Raw genomic sequence first — 17,050 nt, 5'->3', positions numbered from 1 at the left:
CGCCATAGTCCTGTGCTACCAACGTCCCGTGGGAAGCGACTGGAGGGCCGGCGACACGTGAGAACATCGGAAGACCGCTCGTTTCTCGTCTTGCTTGGCGTGATCTCCGTCGCGTTCGGCTGGCTGCTTTGGCCGTTCTCCGGCGCATTGTTGTGGGCCACGCTGCTGGCGATCATCTTCGCGCCGCTCTATCGACGTTGCGTGGATAGGCTTCCGGAATGGCGCAACCTTGCCGCGTTCTCCACCGTCGTCGTCGTGGTCGTCATGGTCCTGATCCCCATCGGGGTCGTGATCGCTTCGCTCGTCGACCAGGGAGGGAGCTTTATCAGCGCGTTCAGACCGGGGAGATCAGTCTCGCTCATCCCCTGGAGCAACTGAAATCCGCTTTGCCCAATTGGGCTGCGTCCATGTCGGATCGTCTCGCCGGCATCGATCTGTCCTCCCTGAAAGAACGCCTGTCGAGTCTGGTCGTTCCGGCCGGCCAACAGCTGGCCGGGCACGCGATCAATATCGGTCAGTTGACGGTGGAGTTCGTCGCAAGCCTGCTCGTGATGCTCTACCTGCTGTTCTTCTTCCTGCGCGACGGTGACGAACTGAACATACGCATCCGCGACGCGCTACCGCTGCGGGCGAGCCACACTGCCGAGATTCTGAATGCGTTCACTGTGGCGGTTCGCGGGACCATCAAGGGGATCATCCTGGTTGCCTTGATCCAGGGAGGACTTGGCGGGTTGATCTTCTGGTTGCTTGGCCTGACTGCGCCGCTGCTGGCGGGCGCCCTCATGGCGCTGCTTTCGCTTCTGCCCGTGCTGGGCTCCGCGCTGATCTGGGTCCCGGTCGGCCTCTATCTGCTCGTGGCAGGCGCCGTCACGAAGGGAATAATCCTGCTCGCTTTCGGGACCTTCGTGATCGGACTTGCGGACAACTTTCTCCGCCCCGTGCTGGTCGGCCAGTCGATCCGGATGCCAAGCTATATTGTGCTGCTCGCCACGCTGGGCGGCCTGGCGACCTTCGGAGCGAACGGCTTCGTCATCGGCCCGCTCGTCGCCGCAATGTTCCTGACGGTGTGGCAGATCTTCGTCGGCTCGAAAGAGCCACACGACGCCCGGAACTGACCTTCACTTCGAGCCGTAACCAGCGTCTCGTCAGCCGGCCTGATTACAGCCTTCGCAGCGCCACGCTCTCCACCGTGTGATCCGCACCCTTCTTCAGGATCAGCGTCGCGCGAGGGCGGGTCGGCAGAATGTTGTCCTCGAGATTGGCGAGGTTGGTGCGTTCCCAGATCGCGATCGCGGTCGCGGTGGCTTCCTCGTCCGACAACAGCGCGTAGCGGTTGAAATAGGACTTTGGATTGATGAACGCGGTGTCGCGCAGCGCCAGGAAGCGCTTGATGTACCAGCGCCGCAGCGCCGCCTCGTCCGCGTCGATATAGACCGAGAAATCGAAGAAGTCGGAGACCACCGGCACCGCCTTGCCGTCACGCGGCAGCTTGCCGGTCTGCAGCACGTTGACGCCTTCGACGATTAGGATGTCCGGCTGATCGACCTCGGCCCACTGGTTCGGCACGATGTCGTAGGTCAGATGCGAATAGACCGGCGCGCGGACATGGCGGCGCCCGGCCTTGATGTCGGAGAGGAAGCTGAGCAGCAGCGGCAGGTCGTAGCTTTCCGGAAAGCCCTTCTTCTGCATGATGCCCTGCCGGTCGAGCACTGCGTTGGGATAGAGGAATCCGTCGGTGGTGATCAGCTCGACCTTCGGCCGCGGCGACCAGCGCGCCAGCAGTGCTTGCAGCACCCGGGCGGTGGTGGACTTCCCGACCGCGACCGAGCCGGCGACGCCGATGATGTAGGGCATCTTGCGGTCGCGGATGTTGAGGAACTGGCGCTCGGCATAATAAAGGCGCTGCATCGCATCGACATAGATCGAGAGCAGACGCGACAGCGGAAGATAGATGTCCTCGACCTCCTGCAGGTCGAGGCGGTCGTGCAGTGAGCGAAGCCGGTCGAACTCGCCCGGCTCCAGCGTCATCGGCGTGTCGTCGCGCAGACGCGCCCACTCTTCGCGCGTATAGACGCGGTACGGATTATACTGTTGCTCGGGTGCGCGGATATCCATGACGCGACCTTTCCGTTGGGACTCTTTGCTTGAGCATGATCTTTCCGGAAAACCGCTTCACACTTTGCGCGAACGCGGTCCTTCGGATCCGGATCATGCTCCTAACCCTTACGCGAAGCTTTCTCTTCCAACCCTGACATATTCGTACGCTTGTCCAGCGCCGCTTCCACTTCTTCCAGCTTCACGCCGCGGGCCTTGAGCAACACAAGGAAGTGATAGAGCAGGTCCGCGCCCTCGGCGATCAGATTCGCGCGATCGTTTTCGACTGCTGCGATGACGGTTTCGACTGCTTCCTCGCCGAACTTCTTGGCGCAATGCTCGGCGCCCTTGTCCAGGAGCTTGCGGGTATAGGAGGCCTCGCCTCCGGCCGCCGCGCGGGCGTCGATGGTTGCGGCCAGATCGTGGATCGTGAAACGCGGCATCGGAATTACTCGGAAACACACAGCAACGGCGGAGGCCATCCCCGCCGGTCTGTGTAGCATTTTTATGAAGCGGAGTCGTCAGGCATCGAGGCGCATGGGCAGCCCCCGCCGCGACATGTGCTCCTTGGCTTCACGAATGGTGAATTCCCCGAAATGGAAGATCGAGGCGGCCAGCACGGCCGTGGCGTGCCCGTCACGGATACCGTCAACGAGGTGGTCGAGATTGCCGACGCCGCCCGAGGCGATGACGGGAACGGGAACGCTGTCGGCGATCGCCCGGGTCAGCGGAATGTCGAAACCCTGCCGGGTGCCGTCGCGGTCCATCGAGGTGAGCAAAAGCTCGCCAGCTCCGAGCGAGACCACTTCCTGGGCATATTCGATGGCGTCGATGCCGGTCGAATTGCGACCGCCATGGGTAAATATCTCCCAACGCTCGCCGCCGCCCGCGCGCTTGACCCGCTTAGCGTCGATCGCGACCACCACGCATTGCTCGCCGAATTTTTCGGCAGCTTCCTTGACGAACTCGCGCCGCGACACCGCCGCGCTGTTGATCGAGACCTTGTCGGCACCGGCGCGCAGCAGCGTCTTGATGTCGTTGACATCACGCACGCCACCACCGACGGTCACGGGCATGAAGCAGGCCTCCGCCGTGCGCCGGACCACGTCCAGCATGATACCGCGGTTCTCATGGGTGGCGGTGATGTCGAGGAAGGTCAGCTCGTCGGCACCGGCCGCGTCATAGGCGATCGCAGCTTCGACGGGATCGCCGGCGTCACGCAGATCGACGAAATTGACGCCCTTGACGACCCGTCCGTCCTTGACGTCGAGGCAGGGGATCACGCGAACCTTGAACATCGGATGACTCCTAGGCGCGCGCGTTGCGGATCAAGGTGAGGGCGGCGGCGGGATCGAGCCGGCCGTCATAGAGCGCGCGGCCGGCGATCGCGCCGGCGAGCTTTTTCGCACGCGGCGTCAGCATCGCCTTGACGTCCTCGATCGACGCGAGGCCACCCGAGGCGATCACGGGAATGGAGATGGCGTCAGCCAGCGCAATGGTCGCGTCCAGGTTCAGGCCCTTGAGCAGGCCGTCCCGTGCGATGTCGGTGAAGATGATGGCGGCAACGCCGGCATCCTCGAAACGCCGCGCGATTTCCAGCACCGTCACCTGCGAGGTCTCGGCCCAGCCTTCGACCGCGACCTTGCCGTCGCGGGCATCCAGCCCGACCGCGACGCGGCCGGGGAATTTCCGGGCCGCGGCCTTCACCAGTTCAGGGTCGCGCACCGCCGCGGTGCCGATGATGACGCGGCTGATGCCCTTGTCGAGCCAGGCTTCGACAGTCGCGAGGTCGCGAATGCCGCCGCCGAGCTGCACCGGAATCTTGATCGTCTTCAACATCGTCTCGACCGCCTGCGCGTTCACCGGCTTGCCGGCAAAGGCGCCGTCGAGGTCGACGACGTGGAGATACTCAAAACCCTGCGCAACGAAGCTCTGCGCCTGTGCGGCGGGATTGAGGTTGAACACGGTGGCGCGCGCCATGTCGCCTTGCTCGAGGCGCACGCACTGGCCGTTCTTGAGATCGATCGCGGGAAAGAGAATCATGATTAAGCCAGGAGTTTTCCGCACACACGGTGCGCTCCCTCCCCCTTGTGGGGGAGGGTTGGGGAGAGGGGTAAGCCACGGGCACCGCCGTTGCGGCTACCCCCTCCCGAACGCTGCGCGTTCGACCTCCCCCACAAGGGGGAGGTAAGAAGAGCGGGGACCATCACGGCTTCCATCGCAAAAAGTTCGAGATCAGGGCCAGGCCGAAACGCTGGCTCTTCTCGGGGTGGAACTGGGTGCCGATGGCGGTGTCCTTGGCGACGATCGCAGTCACCGGGCCGCCGTAGTCGGCGCGCGCAAGCACGTCCGCCTCGTTGGCGGCGTTGAGGTGGTAGGAGTGCACGAAATAGGCGTGCTGGCCCTTGGGGCCGAGCGACAGCTTGTTCAGGACCGGGTGCTCGCGCAGAACGTCGAGCGTATTCCAGCCCATATGCGGGATCTTCAGGTTTTCATCGCGCGGCGTGATTTTTTCGACGTCGCCGCCGATCCAGTTCAGACCGTCGGTCGTGACGTGCTCCTTGCCGCGGCTCGCCATCAGCTGCATGCCGACGCAAATGCCGAAAAAGGGCCGCGCCTTGACGCGCACCGCTTCGTTGATCGCCTCGACCATGCCGTTGACGGCATCCAGCCCGCGCCGGCAATCGGCGAAGGCGCCGACGCCCGGCAGCACCAGACGGTCGGCGCTATAGGCCTGGTCCGGATCGCTGGTAACGAAGACCTTTTGCGGATTCTCCATGCTGCGCGCGGCGCGCTCGAAAGCCTTCGCGGCGGAATGCAAATTGCCGGAACCGTAATCGATGATGGCGACGCTCATCTTGACCCTCCCGGTTCTGGAAACAAACCAATGATGCCGCCGGACGGAATCGGCGGCGGATTCGAGAATGGCTGGCCCGGCGTGTTGCGGGTTGGCGGCGGGCTGCCACGGTCGACGGCCCATTGATCGTTGACGATGCCACGCTGCTTCTGGCTCCAGCGCTCGAAGAAGCGGCGCTCGGCGGTGTCCTCATCGTCGCCGACGACCACATCGAGCTGACGCCATTTGCCGCGCGACAGGGTCCAGCGGCGCAGGCTCGAGGCCTCAAAGCCCATCAAGAGCGCGACGATGACATTGGCCAGGAAGATCGAGCTGCGGCCGACACCAAGGCTATGCAGCCCGGCATCGAATGCGGCCAGGAAGATCACCCAGCCGATCAGCGCCAGCCAGAGCCTGTTCCAGAGCAGCCAAAGCGGTCCGAAAATCATCGCCCAGAAGTGGAAGCCGTCGCGCACGAACACGAACTTGTCGGTCGCGCGCAGATCGGCTCCGGCAGGGGAGGGAGCATGAACTGTGTAGACAGGCATGGTGATGCCCCGTTTCCTAGGAATTCAGTGATGACCGCGAGCAGCGCGTTTCGCCGCCTGACGGAAACGTCAGCCGCCGAGCGAGCCCTTGGTGGACGGGATTTCGCCCACCGCCTTGGGATCGATCGCGACCGCCGCCCGCAGCGCCCGCGCCAGGCCCTTGAAGCAGGACTCGGCGATATGGTGGCTGTTATCGCCATATAGTGTCTCGACGTGGAGAGTCACGCCGGCGTTCATGGCGAAGGCCTGGAACCATTCGCGCACCAGCTCGGTGTCGAACTCACCGATCTTGTCACGGGGGAAGTCGGCCTTGAACACCAGGAACGGTCGGCCCGAGATGTCGATGACCACGCGCGACAGCGTCTCGTCCATGGGCATGTGGATTCCGGCATAGCGGGTAATGCCCGCCATGTTGCCGAGCGCCTGCTTGACGGCCTGGCCAAGCGCGATGCCGGTGTCTTCGGTGGTATGGTGATGGTCAATGTGCAGGTCGCCGACCGCCTTGACCGTGAGGTCGATGCGGGAATGGCGGGCGAGGAGATCGAGCATATGGTCGAAAAAGCCGATGCCGGTCGCGATATTGGCCACGCCGGTGCCATCGAGGTTCACGGTCACCTCGATGTCGGTTTCCTTGGTCTTGCGCTTGATCGTCGCGGTGCGCATTGAAAGCTTTCGCTATGGTTTGGCTGGAAACGCCAGTCTATTAACAGCCAAATGACACCTTCGCTACTGCGGGAACGCCCCAACAGGGCAGCACTTCCGCCTATGGTGAGCGAAATCTAGGCCCGGAACGGCCCGTTGTGCCCAGGTTGTCCCCAGGTTGTCCCCTTGGCCCCGACCGCCTAAATCAGGTCTGACAACGAGGGTTATTTATGCAGGATTCCCAGAGCAGCTCGCCGGGCTGGCACGGCACTACGATTTTGACGGTCCGCAAGGGCGGCAGGGTCGTGGTCGGCGGCGACGGCCAGGTCTCGATCGGCCAGACCGTGATCAAGTCCAATGCCAAGAAGGTCCGCAAGCTCGGCAAGGGCGACGTCATCGGCGGCTTTGCCGGTGCCACCGCCGACGCCTTTACCCTCTTTGAGCGGCTGGAGAGCAAGCTCGAGCAATATCCGGGGCAATTGACCCGGGCCGCGGTCGAGCTCGCCAAGGACTGGCGCACCGATCGTTACCTGCGGCGGCTCGAGGCCATGATGATCGTGGCCGACAAGGACGTATCCCTGGTGCTGACGGGCACCGGCGACGTGCTCGAGCCCGAGTCCGGCGTGATGGCGATCGGCTCCGGCGGCAATTACGCGCTGGCCGCCGCCCGCGCCCTGCTCGACACCGACAAGGACGCCGAGACCATCGTCCGCCGCTCGCTCGACATCGCTGCCGACATCTGCGTCTACACCAACCGCAACATCACCGTCGAAGCGCTGCCGGCCGGGTAGGTCATTTGTCTGAATACTGGATCCGCACACTCGCTGTAACCTCGCCCGCTTGCGGGAGAGGTCGGCGCGAAGCGCCGGGTGAGGGTTTTCTCCTCTGGGGGAATCCCACTGCGGAGACAGCCCTCTCCCGCAGGCGGGAGAGGGAGCGCAGCAACGGTTCTGGTTGCGCGCGATGGCCTCTCACTGAGATGATGCGCCCACAATGATCCTCGCCGACGGCGCCAAGCAAAGCATACGCACGACCTTTCCCCCGGCCTACTGGGTCGGCATCGCATTGTTGCTGCTGGCGCTGCAGGCCTCGATCCTGTTCGCGATGGGGCGGGTGCCGATCTGCACCTGCGGCTATGTCAAGCTCTGGCACGGCGTGGTCAACAGCTCGGAAAATTCGCAGCACATTGCAGACTGGTACACTTTCTCGCACGTCCTGCACGGCTTCCTGTTCTACGGCTTGACCTCGCTGCTGTTCGCGCGCCTGCCGTTGCTGCGTCTGACCTGGCCCGCGCGCCTGATCATCGCCATGCTGATCGAAGGCGCCTGGGAGATTGTCGAGAATTCGCCGTTCATCATCGAGCGCTACCGCGCCGGCACGATCTCGCTGGACTATTTCGGCGACAGCATTGTCAATTCGGTCTCTGACAATTTGTCCATGGTGCTGGGGTTCCTCGCCGCGCGCGTGCTGCCCGTATCGGTGACCGTCCTGCTCGGGGTCGCCTTCGAGATCATGCTGGCGCTCCACATTCGCGACAATCTGACGCTCAACATTCTGATGCTGATCCATCCGATCGACGCCGTGAAACAATGGCAGTCGGGGCCGCCGATCATCTGACGGCAAAAAAAGCGGCTTGTCCCGGCCCGCATCTGACCCTAGCTAAGATCCCATGACAGACTTCTCTCCCCGCGAAATCGTCTCCGAACTCGACCGTTTCATCGTCGGCCAGGCCGATGCCAAGCGCGCCGTCTCGATCGCGCTGCGCAACCGCTGGCGGCGGCAGCAGCTCACCGGCTCCTTGCGCGAAGAGGTGCTGCCGAAGAACATCCTGATGATCGGTCCGACCGGCGTCGGCAAGACCGAGATCGCGCGGCGGCTCGCCAAGCTTGCGAATGCGCCGTTCCTGAAGGTGGAAGCCACGAAATTCACCGAGGTCGGCTATGTCGGCCGCGACGTCGAGCAGATCATCCGCGATCTCGTCGAGGTCGCGATCGCCCAGGTGCGCGAGCGCAAGCGCAAGGACGTGAATGCCCGCGCCCAGCTTGCCGCCGAGGAGCGCGTGCTCGACGCGCTGGTCGGCGCCAATGCCAGCGCCGCGACGCGGGACTCCTTCCGCAAGAAGCTGCGCGCCGGCGAACTCAACGACAAGGAAATCGAGATCGAGACGCAGTCGTCCGGCGGCGGCATGCCGATGTTCGAGATCCCGGGCATGCCGGGCGCGCAGATGGGTGCGGTCTCGATCGGCGACATCTTCGGCAAGCTCGGCGGCCGCAGCAAGACGCGGCGGCTGACGGTGGAGAGTTCGCACGAGATCCTCGTCAACGAGGAATCCGACAAGCTGCTGGACACCGATCAGCTGACCCTGGAGGCGATCAGCGCGGTCGAGAACAACGGCATCGTGTTCCTCGACGAGATCGACAAGATCTGCGCCCGTGACGGCCGCGTCGGCGGCGACGTCTCGCGCGAGGGCGTGCAGCGCGATCTGCTGCCGCTGATCGAGGGCACCACGGTCTCGACCAAGCACGGCGCGGTGAAGACCGATCACATCCTGTTCATTGCCTCCGGCGCCTTCCACGTCGCAAAGCCCTCCGACCTGTTGCCGGAATTGCAGGGCCGTCTGCCGATCCGCGTCGAATTGCAGGCGCTGACCCGCGACGACATGCGCCGCATCCTGACCGAGCCCGAGGCCTCGCTAATCAAGCAATATGTCGCGCTGATGCAAACCGAGGGCGTAACGCTCGACATCACCGACAGCGCCATCGACGCGCTGGCCGACGTCGCCGTCGCCGTCAACTCGACGGTCGAGAACATCGGCGCGCGGCGGCTCCAGACCGTGATGGAGCGGGTGCTGGACGAAATCTCCTTCACCGCCCCCGACCGCAGCGGCGAGACCGTCCGGGTCGACGACGATTTCGTGCAGAAGCACGTCGGCGATCTCGCCAAGAACGCCGATCTGAGCCGGTTCATTTTGTAATTCCGCGCGGCCACGCTATGGATGCGGCGTGACCGCTCGCATCCTGCAAAATCCCTGGCGCCTCCTGCTCGCGATCAACGCGGCGGTGATCGTCGGCGTGTTCATCCACAAGATCCAGCTGCCGCCTTACGTCCCCTACATCCACCTGCTCGTCGACTATCATTTCGGCTTCATCAAGCGCGCGCTGATCGGGGCCATCGTTGCGCTGTTCACCGCCAAGGTGCCGGTCTGGCTGGTGTTCGCGATCGGCGGGGCGACATGGCTGGTGACATCAGCCCTCTACGCAAGCCTGTTCCGGAAGACGTTTGGCTTCACCGCGAGAACGCTGCCGCTGTTCGTGTTCATCGCGGGCTCGCCGTTCTTCCTGAAGAACTTCATGCACACGCTCGGCCATTTCGACATCTATGGCTGCGCGCTGGCGATCATCCTGCTGCTGCTGCCGGCGGGCTCATTGCTGTTCGTTGCGACGGCCGCTTTGTTCTCGATCGTCCTCGTCCTGATCCACCACATCCATCTGCTGATGTATGTGCCGACCATCATCACCATCGTCGTAATCCGGCATCATCTCACCTATGGCTGCAATCGCAGCAACGTCGCGTTCGGCATCACCGCGCTCGCCGTCGTCTCCGCGCTGTTCTTCGCCGCGCAATTCTGGGGGACGATGCCGATCCCGGAAGCGGATTTCGTTGCGTATCTGAAAACCCGGATGGCCGATCCGTCGCGCACCGACCTGCTGCAATTCAGCTACATCTGGTATCAGCCGCTGGCGAAGGAGATTTCCGACACCTGGGGCCGCCTGCCGCACAACATCCTCGGCGTGCCCGTGTTCGCGCTGCTGATCTGGCTGCACACGCCGCTGTGGCGCTTCTTCGCAAACCTGATCGGCGCGCTTGCGAGCGAGACACATCGCCGTCTCGTGGTTGCGGCGCTGATCGGCGTCAGCCTCGCCTATCTCGTAATGTTTGCGATGGTGTTCGACTATTCGCGCTGGATCTCGAACTGGGCAGTCTGCATGTTCCTGATCCTGCATGGCGTGAAGATGCTGCCGGCCGCGCGGGAGACGCCGCCAATTCCGTCAGAGGATCGGACGACGAACATCTTCGGCCTGATCGTCACCCTGATCCCGCGCGTCGGGATCGTGCGGCCGTTCTAGAATCTCGCCCGCCTGATCCGCACATACAGCGCGCCCTCGCCGCCATGGCCGATCGCGGCCTCCTCGAACCCGACGACGAGGGCGCGGAATTCCGGCAGGCTCAGCCATTCCGGCACTTGCCGGCGGAGCACGCCGCTTTCGCCGCCGCTCCTCCCCTTGCCGGTGATGACCAGCACGAAGGTCAGGCCGTCATGATGGGCGCGGTGCAGGAAGCCGGTCAACGCGCGATGGGCCCGCGTCTGGGTCATGCCGTGCAGATCGAGGCGCGCCTCGATCTCGCTGCGGCCGCGCGACAGTTTTGTGCGCTCGCGCTTGCCGAGCGGCGCGAGCGGCGGCATGGCCGGTTTTGCCGCGCGCGGTGCCGGTGCAGCGGCGATGGGACGCGGCGACGGTGCGGGTCGCGTCACCGCTGGACCAGGTGAGGGCTCAGCGCGCGCCGGCGCCTTTGCCCCGCGAAGCTTTCTCAGCGGCTTGACCTGTCTTGCGACCGTGTCCCAGAGCTCGCGCTCTTCCTCGCTCAGCGCGCGGCGGCGCGGCGAGGGACGAGGCTCCAGCACGGGCGGACGGGACGATCGCTTCATTGCTGCCGATGGGAACGATTTTTCACCGCCCGCTTGGGCTCCGGAACAGGGTCGATCGCAGGACGCGGCACCGGCAGCGGGACCGGGCTGGCGACGGCGACGGTCTCACTCTTGTCTTGCGCCACGACTGCGGCGGGAGCTGCCGGCTTGCCCTGATCCTTTCCCTGATCCTTGGCAGGGTCGGTTTGCGGAAACAGTTTTGCGATCTTCTCCGAGGGACGCGGGTCCGGCACCGGCAGCTTCGCGGCGCGCACCGTGGGATCGATCCCCCTGGGCACCAGCATGACAAAGTGCATGGGGTGGCGCAGCCGCCCCGAGACCCGGCCGGCATCCGCGCCTGCGCCGAAATAGAGATCGGCGCGCGCGGGTCCAATGATGGCCGAGCCGGTGTCCTGCGCGATCATCAGCCGATGGAACGGCGTCCTGGCACGTTCGGACTCGATCGGCAGCTCGCCCTCGATGAAGAACGGCGTGCCGTAGACATGAAGCGATTTGTCGACCGCAATGGAGCGCCCCGCGGTCAGCGGAATGCCCTGCGCGCCGACCGCCTCGTCCTTGTCGGACAGATTGACCTCGCGGAAAAAGATGTAGGCACGGTTCGCGCGGCGCAGCTCCTTGGCGCCGTCAGGATTTTGAGCCATCCACTCCCTGATCTTCTGCATCGACATCTCCTCTTTCGGGATGATGCCGCGCTCGATCAGGATGCGACCCACGGCCGTATAGGGATAGCCGTTATAGGAATCGTAGTTCAGCCGGAGCGTCGTGCCGTCCTCGAACTTGATCCGCGCCGAGCCCTGGATCTGGGCGAACAAAAGATCGGTTGGGTCCTTCAGCCAGGCGAGCTCGAGCCCGCGGCCGGCGATCTTGCCGTCTTCTATCTCGCCGCGATCGTAATAGGGGACGAGCTTGCGGCGGCCGATCTTGCGATAGACCGGGCCCTTGTTGGGCAAGCTCACCGAGTCCTGCTTGTAGCCGCGCACGAACAGGTTCGAAGGACGGCGATAGACCGGGACGTTGTAGACGTCGGTCTGCGTGCGCGATCCCTCGAGCACCGGCTCGTAATAGCCGGTGACGAAACCGTCGGGCTCGCCGAGACGCGAGATCCGCAGCGGCGCGAAATTCTCCTCAAAGAAGGTTTTGGCCTTGGCGTCGTCGGTGAGCTCGAGCGACCTGGCGGCCCGGCAAGGCTCGTTCAGCGAGCCGGCCAGCGCCTTCGGATCAGAAGCATCGGTCTGCGCATTGATCGACTTGCAGCTCGTGCGGAACGTCTTGTAGGCGGCGAGATGATCGTCGTCGCTCCAGCCCTTCACATCGGACCAGGGCAGCGGCAGATATTGCGCGCCTGATATTTCGAAGGGCAGGGGAAGCTGCGGATAGGGCAAGGCCCGCGGCGCTGCCGCTGGCAGTGCCGGAAGGTGGTGATGATGGCTGCGATGGTGCCGCCGCGCCGCCTCGGCGCCGAGCGAAAACGACGACAGCACGACGATGGCAGCGCAAAGCGCCGTCGCGCTGTTCTTCAGGAAGACCTTAATTCGCGCTTCCGGTGCCAACCAGCTTCCAGTTCGGATCGCGGGAGGTGATGTCGCGGGCGAAAGTCCAGATGTCCGTGATGTCGGCAACCGTGTCGGCGCTGCCGTCGACGATGTTGCCGGCCTTGTCACGGGTGGCCGAGATCATCTGCGAGACGAAGCGGATCGTGAGCTGGGCAGTGCGATCGCGCAGCTCGGCGCCGACGAGATCCGCCTTGTCGATCGAGACGAAGCGCGTCTCGACCTTCTGCTCGTTTTTCTCGCGCTCCTTGATGGCGGCGTCGAAGCTCTCATAGACATCCGACGACAGCAGGTCGCGCAGCGCGCGGCGGTCGCCATTGGCAAAAGCCAGCACGATCATCTCGTAGGCACCACGGGCACCCGAAATGAAATGGCGCGGATCGAAGGTAGAATCCTTCTCGACGATGGCGTCGAGACCCAGGGCAAGCGCGGTGCCCGGCTCGGTCAGGCCCTTCCAGCGGTCGGAGGGCGGGACCGGATCGGCCGTCGGCGCCAGCGGGGCCTGGTCGATCACCTTGCCCGGCATGGTCACGACGTTCTTGTCCGGAGCACCCCCAGCGCATTGCGGGCGGCGGTGCGGTCGAACGGTGGCCGTTCGTTGCCCGTCCGCTGCCCCAATACGCTGCGCAGCCTCAGAAAGATGAAGACCGCCAGCGCCAGGAAGATGATGGTATAGATGTCCACGTCGTATTCGCTTTCTGGTCTTCTCTGAAAGGGGCGTCTCGAAGGGGTCGTCGCCGGGAAAATCAATCCGGCCAGTAGACCGTTCCATACCGGAACGGCAAGTCTACATCACCATTTTAGGTCCGCGCGTCAGGTCCGTGGGATGTAGGCACGAAATCTTGCCCGGCCAATGGCGCCTTTTGGCACAGCCACGAGTGTAGCGCGTTTTATGCTTAAGGGGAAACCCGATCCTGCCCGGAAATCGCGCATCTTCAATCGTTTAACGCACGATGTCGCTGGGCGGACGGGATGAACGTCCCAGTTGTGGCCACGGACCGAAAACCCCATCCGGGACCGTTCGTCCTTGTGGAATGAGGCGGCCCTATGTTAGCCAACCGCCGCGAAATTCAGCCCAAATCGGGTAAGGAGAGACTTTCATGACCAACGGCAACGGCACCCCTCCCGAGGCGGCCCAGGCTCCCCAGCTCAACGTGCTGGCGCAGTACACCAAGGACCTTTCGTTCGAGAACCCGAACGCACCGACCTCGCTCCAGCAGCAGGGCCAACCGCCCCAGATCAACATCCAGATCAACGTCAGCGCCAACAACCTCAGCGAACAGGAATTCGAGGTGACGTTGTCGGTCGAGGGCAAGGCCGAGACCGCCGGGAAGGTGATGTTCTCGTTCGAGCTCGCTTATGCCGGCGTGTTCCGGATCGCCAATGTGCCGCAGGAGAACCTGCACCCGCTGGTCATGATCGAGTGCCCGCGGCTGCTGTTCCCGTTCGCCCGCGAAATCATTGCGACCGCGGTGCGCGACGGCGGGTTCCCGCCCCTGATGCTGGACCCGGTCGACTTCGTCGGCCTCTATCGTCAGAACATGGAGCGGCAAATGGCCGCCGGTGGCCAGGCGGGCCAGGCTTAACCGAGCAGGCCTAACCGGCCGGAGGGGCGACTGGAGCGGGCCGGAACTCGTTCCAGATCGCCTTGTCACCGAGCGTGGCAATAAAGGCCCTATGCGCCTCGCGCTCGGCATCCGAAATCCGCGGCGCGAGCGGCACCAGCCGTTGCCGCCGCGGCGCATCGCCGGCCGCATGGATACGGGTATCCTCGGCTTCCGATGCCAGCAGCAATTGCGACTGCCGCGCCCCGACCAGATCGACATAGACCTCGGCGAGCAACTCGGCATCGAGCAAGGCGCCGTGCTTGGTGCGGTGCGAATTGTCGATCAAATAACGCGAGCAAAGATCGTCGAGCCGGTTCGACACGCCGGGATGCTTGCGCCGCGCCAGCAACAGAGTGTCCACCAGCCGCTCGCGCGGGATCGCCGCCCGCTTGATCCTGTCGAGCTCGGCATTGATGAAACTGATATCGAACGAGGCGTTGTGGATCACCAGCGGCGCATCACCGATGAACTCCAGGAATGCATCGACCACCTCGTGAAACAGCGGCTTGGTCGACAGGAATTCGGCTGACAGCCCGTGCACCGCAAAGGCTTCTGCCGGCATGTCCCGTTCGGGATTGATATAGACGTGATACGTCTGCCCCGTCGGCATCCGGTTCAACATCTCGACACAGCCGATTTCGACCAGCCGATCGCCGCGCAGGGGATCGAGGCCGGTGGTTTCGGTATCGAGAACGATTTCGCGCATGATCTTGAGACGCCGTGTGAGGGGCGGCGAATCAGGCTCGCCGCTGCGGCATTTTAACAACCTCGGCCAGAATGTGCGTGATTTGAGCGCGCACAGGCTCAACTCCGTGTGACGTATCCACCACGAAATCCGCGCGCTGGCGCTTTTCCGCGTCGGGCGTCTGCTTGGCGATGATGGCGTCGAGCTTGGCCTCGTCCATCGTGCCACGCGCCAACACCCGCTCACGCTGAAGTTCCGGCGAGGTCGACACCACGACGACGGCATCGACGCGCTTCTCGCCGCCGGTTTCAAACAGCAGCGGGATGTCCAGCACGACGACCGGTGCCTTGGCGGCTTCCGCAGCGGCAAAGAATTTCTGGCGGGAGGCGCCGAGCATCGGATGCACGATCTGCTCGAGCTTGCTTGATCGCAGCGGGATCATGCACGACGCGCGCAGAGAGTTTCGGCCGGTCGACCTTGCCGTTCACGGTGGTCCCGGGAAAGGCGGCCTCGATTGCCGGAGCGGCCTCTCCCTCATAGAGTTGATGGACGGCAGCGTCGGCGTCGTAGACGGGCACGCCGGCTTCCGCGAATAATTTCGCGGTGGTTGATTTGCCCATCCCGATCGAGCCGGTCAGTCCCAGGATCCGCATCAGCGCCCAGCCTCGTCTGCCATTCACACCGCAACTAGCCGTTCGCTGCGCAGGAACGCAAGAAGCGGCAGCAGCGGCAGGCCGAGAATGGTGAAATGGTCGCCCTCGATCCGCTCGAACAGATGGATGCCAAGACCTTCGAGCTGATAGGCGCCGACACTGGTGGTGACGGCATCGCCGGCGGCGTCGAGATAGGCTGAAAGCTCGGCCTCGCTCATCTGCCGCATCGTCATGTGGGCGACGGAAACGTCCTCGAAAACAATCTTGCCGTCGCGCGCCAGAGCGACGGCGGAATTCAGCTCGTGGCTTCTGCCGGCGAGATCGCGCAACTGCGCCAGCGCCTGCGGCCGGCCCGCGGGCTTGTTGAAGAGACACATCCCGAGGGCCAGCGTCTGGTCGGCGCCGATCACATGGCTTCCGGGGCGATGAACCGAGACCGCCTTGGCCTTCTCGCGAGCCAGCAGCAGAGCAATCTCGCGCGGATTGGAAAGCCCTGAGGCAGCCTGAATGCCGCGTTCGTCGATGTCGGCTGTGACGGCCTCGAATTCGAGCCCGGCATTCGCCAGCAGCATTTTGCGCGCGCCGCTTTGCGAGGCCAGGATCAACGGAGACTTGCCGAGCCAAAGACCCATCGCCGACACTTACTCGGAGGGTCGATTGCGCTGGCGATCACTGTAGAGCTTCATGATCGCCGCCGCGGTTTCCTCGATCGAACGCCGCGTGACGTCGAGCAGCGGCCAATCGTGCTTGGCGCTGAGCTTGCGGGCGAACGCGACCTCCTCGGCGACCGATTGCTTGTCGGTATAGGTGTCGCCGCTGGAGTCGGCGCCCATCGAGAGAAGACGGTTCGTACGAACCTGGATCAGGCGTTCCGGCGTCGCATGCAGGCTGACCACCAGCGGCCGCGTCAGAGTCTCCAATTGCGCCGGCACCGGAATGCCCGGCACCAGCGGCACGTTGGCGGTGCGGATGCCGCGATTGGCCAGGTAGATCGACGTCGGCGTCTTCGACGTGCGGGACACGCCGACCAGAACCACATCCGCATCGTCAAGGCCTTCGACATGCTGACCGTCGTCATGAATCATCGTATAATTCAGCGCGTCGATACGCTTGAAATATTCCGCGTTGAGGACGTGCTGGGCGCCGACGCGACCGGTGGTCGCAGCTCCGAGATACGCCTCGAACAGCTGCATCACCGGACCGATGATCGACAGGCTCGGAACGTTGATCCCCTTGCACTTGTCCTCGAGCCTGGCGACCAGATCCTTCTCCAGCAGCGTGAACAGCACGATCCCCGGCGCTTCCTCGATCTCGTCGAGCACGCGATCGAGCTGCTTCTGGCTGCGCACCAGCGGATAGACATGCTCGACCGGGGTGACGTTTGCATATTGTGCGGCGACGGCGCGCGCGACGGTGATCAGCGTCTCGCCGGTGGAGTCGGACACGAGGTGCAGATGGAAATAATTGTTCGAGGTCGGCACAAAAGCCCTTTGTATGGAGAGGGTGTGGTCTGTGGATTTCTGTGGACCTTAACCCCTCGGAAAGGGTTGCGCGACACCAGGGGCGGGACAACTGCCAATTTTGTTCACACCGCTGCCCCGCTGAACAAGTTCGATGCCCCGGAAATGCAGACATGGGATTCCGCGGACAACCCCCTTGATAAGCTGCCGACAGACACGCGCAAGCCTTTGAAGCTGGTCGACTTCTCGGCAGTCGCCGGAGCTGCC

General features: G+C 63.8%; 19 protein-coding genes and 2 pseudogenes. 7 read left to right on the top strand and 14 right to left on the bottom strand.

The window, feature by feature from the left end:
- Nucleotides 1–57: 57 nt before the first annotated feature.
- Nucleotides 58–378: a hypothetical protein gene (locus tag ACQ86E_RS13765; protein WP_431205836.1), complete on the top strand. Its 321-nt coding sequence runs from the start codon at nt 58–60 to the stop codon at nt 376–378.
- Nucleotides 379–407: 29 nt separating this feature from the next.
- Entirely contained in the window at nt 408–1,115 is a 708-nt protein-coding gene (locus tag ACQ86E_RS13760) for an AI-2E family transporter (RefSeq protein ID WP_431205835.1), read from the top strand.
- A 43-nt stretch (nt 1,116–1,158) separates the two neighbouring features.
- On the opposite strand, the gene coaA is transcribed toward ACQ86E_RS13760, so the two are convergent.
- The 7 genes from coaA to hisB all read right to left on the bottom strand — a co-directional run bounded on the left by coaA (nt 1,159) and on the right by hisB (nt 6,141).
- Complete coding sequence (coaA, locus tag ACQ86E_RS13755; RefSeq protein WP_431205834.1) at nt 1,159–2,115, bottom strand: type I pantothenate kinase; 957 nt, start codon at nt 2,113–2,115, stop codon at nt 1,159–1,161.
- A 101-nt stretch (nt 2,116–2,216) separates the two neighbouring features.
- Nucleotides 2,217–2,537: a phosphoribosyl-ATP diphosphatase gene (locus ACQ86E_RS13750; RefSeq protein WP_431205833.1), complete on the bottom strand. Its 321-nt coding sequence runs from the start codon at nt 2,535–2,537 to the stop codon at nt 2,217–2,219.
- Nucleotides 2,538–2,615: 78 nt separating this feature from the next.
- Complete coding sequence (hisF, locus tag ACQ86E_RS13745; protein WP_431205832.1) at nt 2,616–3,392, bottom strand: imidazole glycerol phosphate synthase subunit HisF; 777 nt, start codon at nt 3,390–3,392, stop codon at nt 2,616–2,618.
- A 10-nt stretch (nt 3,393–3,402) separates the two neighbouring features.
- Entirely contained in the window at nt 3,403–4,137 is a 735-nt protein-coding gene (gene hisA, locus ACQ86E_RS13740; RefSeq protein WP_431205831.1) for a 1-(5-phosphoribosyl)-5-[(5-phosphoribosylamino)methylideneamino]imidazole-4-carboxamide isomerase, read from the bottom strand.
- A 163-nt stretch (nt 4,138–4,300) separates the two neighbouring features.
- The gene (gene hisH, locus ACQ86E_RS13735) at nt 4,301–4,951 is read right to left on the bottom strand and encodes an imidazole glycerol phosphate synthase subunit HisH (protein WP_431205830.1); all 651 of its coding nucleotides are present in this window, start codon (nt 4,949–4,951) and stop codon (nt 4,301–4,303) included.
- The gene (locus ACQ86E_RS13730; protein ID WP_431205829.1) at nt 4,948–5,478 is read right to left on the bottom strand and encodes a DUF2628 domain-containing protein; all 531 of its coding nucleotides are present in this window, start codon (nt 5,476–5,478) and stop codon (nt 4,948–4,950) included. Before ACQ86E_RS13730 ends, hisH begins: the two co-directional genes overlap by 4 nt.
- Nucleotides 5,479–5,547: 69 nt before the next feature.
- Nucleotides 5,548–6,141, bottom strand: coding sequence for an imidazoleglycerol-phosphate dehydratase HisB (hisB, locus tag ACQ86E_RS13725; protein WP_431205828.1), 594 nt, complete (start codon nt 6,139–6,141; stop codon nt 5,548–5,550).
- Nucleotides 6,142–6,350: 209 nt separating this feature from the next.
- Between hisB and hslV the strand changes: the two genes are divergently transcribed.
- The 4 genes from hslV to ACQ86E_RS13705 all read left to right on the top strand — a co-directional run bounded on the left by hslV (nt 6,351) and on the right by ACQ86E_RS13705 (nt 10,247).
- Nucleotides 6,351–6,911 (top strand): ATP-dependent protease subunit HslV, encoded by a 561-nt coding sequence (gene hslV / locus ACQ86E_RS13720; RefSeq protein WP_431205827.1) that lies wholly within the window; start codon nt 6,351–6,353, stop codon nt 6,909–6,911.
- A gap of 202 nt (nt 6,912–7,113) precedes the next feature.
- Complete coding sequence (locus tag ACQ86E_RS13715; protein WP_431205826.1) at nt 7,114–7,737, top strand: DUF2585 domain-containing protein; 624 nt, start codon at nt 7,114–7,116, stop codon at nt 7,735–7,737.
- Nucleotides 7,738–7,789: 52 nt separating this feature from the next.
- Nucleotides 7,790–9,094, top strand: a complete 1,305-nt coding sequence (gene hslU / locus ACQ86E_RS13710; protein ID WP_431205825.1) for an ATP-dependent protease ATPase subunit HslU — start codon at nt 7,790–7,792, stop codon at nt 9,092–9,094.
- 28 nt (nt 9,095–9,122) lie between these two features.
- The gene (locus ACQ86E_RS13705) at nt 9,123–10,247 is read left to right on the top strand and encodes a hypothetical protein (protein ID WP_431205824.1); all 1,125 of its coding nucleotides are present in this window, start codon (nt 9,123–9,125) and stop codon (nt 10,245–10,247) included.
- Here the strand turns inward: ACQ86E_RS13705 and ACQ86E_RS13700 are convergent.
- From ACQ86E_RS13700 to ACQ86E_RS13690, 3 genes and pseudogenes are all read right to left on the bottom strand, one after another.
- Nucleotides 10,244–10,828: a Smr/MutS family protein gene (locus ACQ86E_RS13700; protein WP_431205823.1), complete on the bottom strand. Its 585-nt coding sequence runs from the start codon at nt 10,826–10,828 to the stop codon at nt 10,244–10,246. The two genes, ACQ86E_RS13705 and ACQ86E_RS13700, sit on opposite strands and share 4 nt — an antisense overlap.
- Nucleotides 10,825–12,378, bottom strand: coding sequence for a murein transglycosylase A (gene mltA, locus ACQ86E_RS13695; RefSeq protein ID WP_431205822.1), 1,554 nt, complete (start codon nt 12,376–12,378; stop codon nt 10,825–10,827). Before mltA ends, ACQ86E_RS13700 begins: the two co-directional genes overlap by 4 nt.
- Nucleotides 12,356–13,062: pseudogene (locus ACQ86E_RS13690) on the bottom strand (Tim44/TimA family putative adaptor protein). Before ACQ86E_RS13690 ends, mltA begins: the two are co-directional and overlap by 23 nt.
- A gap of 416 nt (nt 13,063–13,478) precedes the next feature.
- On the opposite strand from ACQ86E_RS13690, the gene secB reads away from it, so the two are divergent.
- A complete protein-coding gene (gene secB, locus ACQ86E_RS13685; RefSeq protein ID WP_431205821.1) occupies nt 13,479–13,964 on the top strand; it encodes a protein-export chaperone SecB in 486 nt (161 codons plus the stop codon).
- Between the two features lie 10 nt (nt 13,965–13,974).
- Here the strand turns inward: secB and dnaQ are convergent, their stop codons facing one another.
- The 4 genes and pseudogenes from dnaQ to ACQ86E_RS13665 all read right to left on the bottom strand — a co-directional run bounded on the left by dnaQ (nt 13,975) and on the right by ACQ86E_RS13665 (nt 16,804).
- The gene (gene dnaQ / locus ACQ86E_RS13680) at nt 13,975–14,691 is read right to left on the bottom strand and encodes a DNA polymerase III subunit epsilon (RefSeq protein ID WP_431205820.1); all 717 of its coding nucleotides are present in this window, start codon (nt 14,689–14,691) and stop codon (nt 13,975–13,977) included.
- Between the two features lie 31 nt (nt 14,692–14,722).
- A pseudogene (gene coaE, locus ACQ86E_RS13675) lies at nt 14,723–15,323 on the bottom strand (dephospho-CoA kinase).
- 23 nt (nt 15,324–15,346) lie between these two features.
- The gene (locus tag ACQ86E_RS13670) at nt 15,347–15,955 is read right to left on the bottom strand and encodes a Maf family protein (protein ID WP_431205819.1); all 609 of its coding nucleotides are present in this window, start codon (nt 15,953–15,955) and stop codon (nt 15,347–15,349) included.
- Nucleotides 15,956–15,964: 9 nt separating this feature from the next.
- On the bottom strand, nt 15,965–16,804 hold the full coding sequence (locus ACQ86E_RS13665; protein ID WP_014438838.1) for a pyruvate, water dikinase regulatory protein: 840 nt from the start codon (nt 16,802–16,804) through the stop codon (nt 15,965–15,967).
- Nucleotides 16,805–17,050 lie beyond the last annotated feature (246 nt).

This window comes from Bradyrhizobium betae, from assembly GCF_050632175.1.
Taxonomy (GTDB): Bacteria; Pseudomonadota; Alphaproteobacteria; order Rhizobiales; family Xanthobacteraceae; genus Bradyrhizobium; species Bradyrhizobium betae_B.
This window is presented reverse-complemented; position numbering and strand designations above follow the sequence as displayed.

Excerpts from the sequence above, each read along its gene's own strand:
- hisF (WP_431205832.1), bottom strand. The coding sequence starts at position 3,392 with ATGTTCAAGGTTCGCGTGATCCCCTGCCTCGACGTCAAGGACGGACGG.
- hslU (WP_431205825.1), top strand. The coding sequence starts at position 7,790 with ATGACAGACTTCTCTCCCCGCGAAATCGTCTCCGAACTCGACCGTTTC.
- hisA (WP_431205831.1), bottom strand. The coding sequence starts at position 4,137 with ATGATTCTCTTTCCCGCGATCGATCTCAAGAACGGCCAGTGCGTGCGC.
- ACQ86E_RS13730 (WP_431205829.1), bottom strand. The coding sequence starts at position 5,478 with ATGCCTGTCTACACAGTTCATGCTCCCTCCCCTGCCGGAGCCGATCTG.
- ACQ86E_RS13760 (WP_431205835.1), top strand. The coding sequence starts at position 408 with ATGTCGGATCGTCTCGCCGGCATCGATCTGTCCTCCCTGAAAGAACGC.
- ACQ86E_RS13750 (WP_431205833.1), bottom strand. The coding sequence starts at position 2,537 with ATGCCGCGTTTCACGATCCACGATCTGGCCGCAACCATCGACGCCCGC.
- dnaQ (WP_431205820.1), bottom strand. The coding sequence starts at position 14,691 with ATGCGCGAAATCGTTCTCGATACCGAAACCACCGGCCTCGATCCCCTG.
- ACQ86E_RS13670 (WP_431205819.1), bottom strand. The coding sequence starts at position 15,955 with ATGGGTCTTTGGCTCGGCAAGTCTCCGTTGATCCTGGCCTCGCAAAGC.
- hslV (WP_431205827.1), top strand. The coding sequence starts at position 6,351 with ATGCAGGATTCCCAGAGCAGCTCGCCGGGCTGGCACGGCACTACGATT.
- coaA (WP_431205834.1), bottom strand. The coding sequence starts at position 2,115 with ATGGATATCCGCGCACCCGAGCAACAGTATAATCCGTACCGCGTCTAT.
- hisB (WP_431205828.1), bottom strand. The coding sequence starts at position 6,141 with ATGCGCACCGCGACGATCAAGCGCAAGACCAAGGAAACCGACATCGAG.
- secB (WP_431205821.1), top strand. The coding sequence starts at position 13,479 with ATGACCAACGGCAACGGCACCCCTCCCGAGGCGGCCCAGGCTCCCCAG.
- ACQ86E_RS13700 (WP_431205823.1), bottom strand. The coding sequence starts at position 10,828 with ATGAAGCGATCGTCCCGTCCGCCCGTGCTGGAGCCTCGTCCCTCGCCG.
- hisH (WP_431205830.1), bottom strand. The coding sequence starts at position 4,951 with ATGAGCGTCGCCATCATCGATTACGGTTCCGGCAATTTGCATTCCGCC.
- ACQ86E_RS13715 (WP_431205826.1), top strand. The coding sequence starts at position 7,114 with ATGATCCTCGCCGACGGCGCCAAGCAAAGCATACGCACGACCTTTCCC.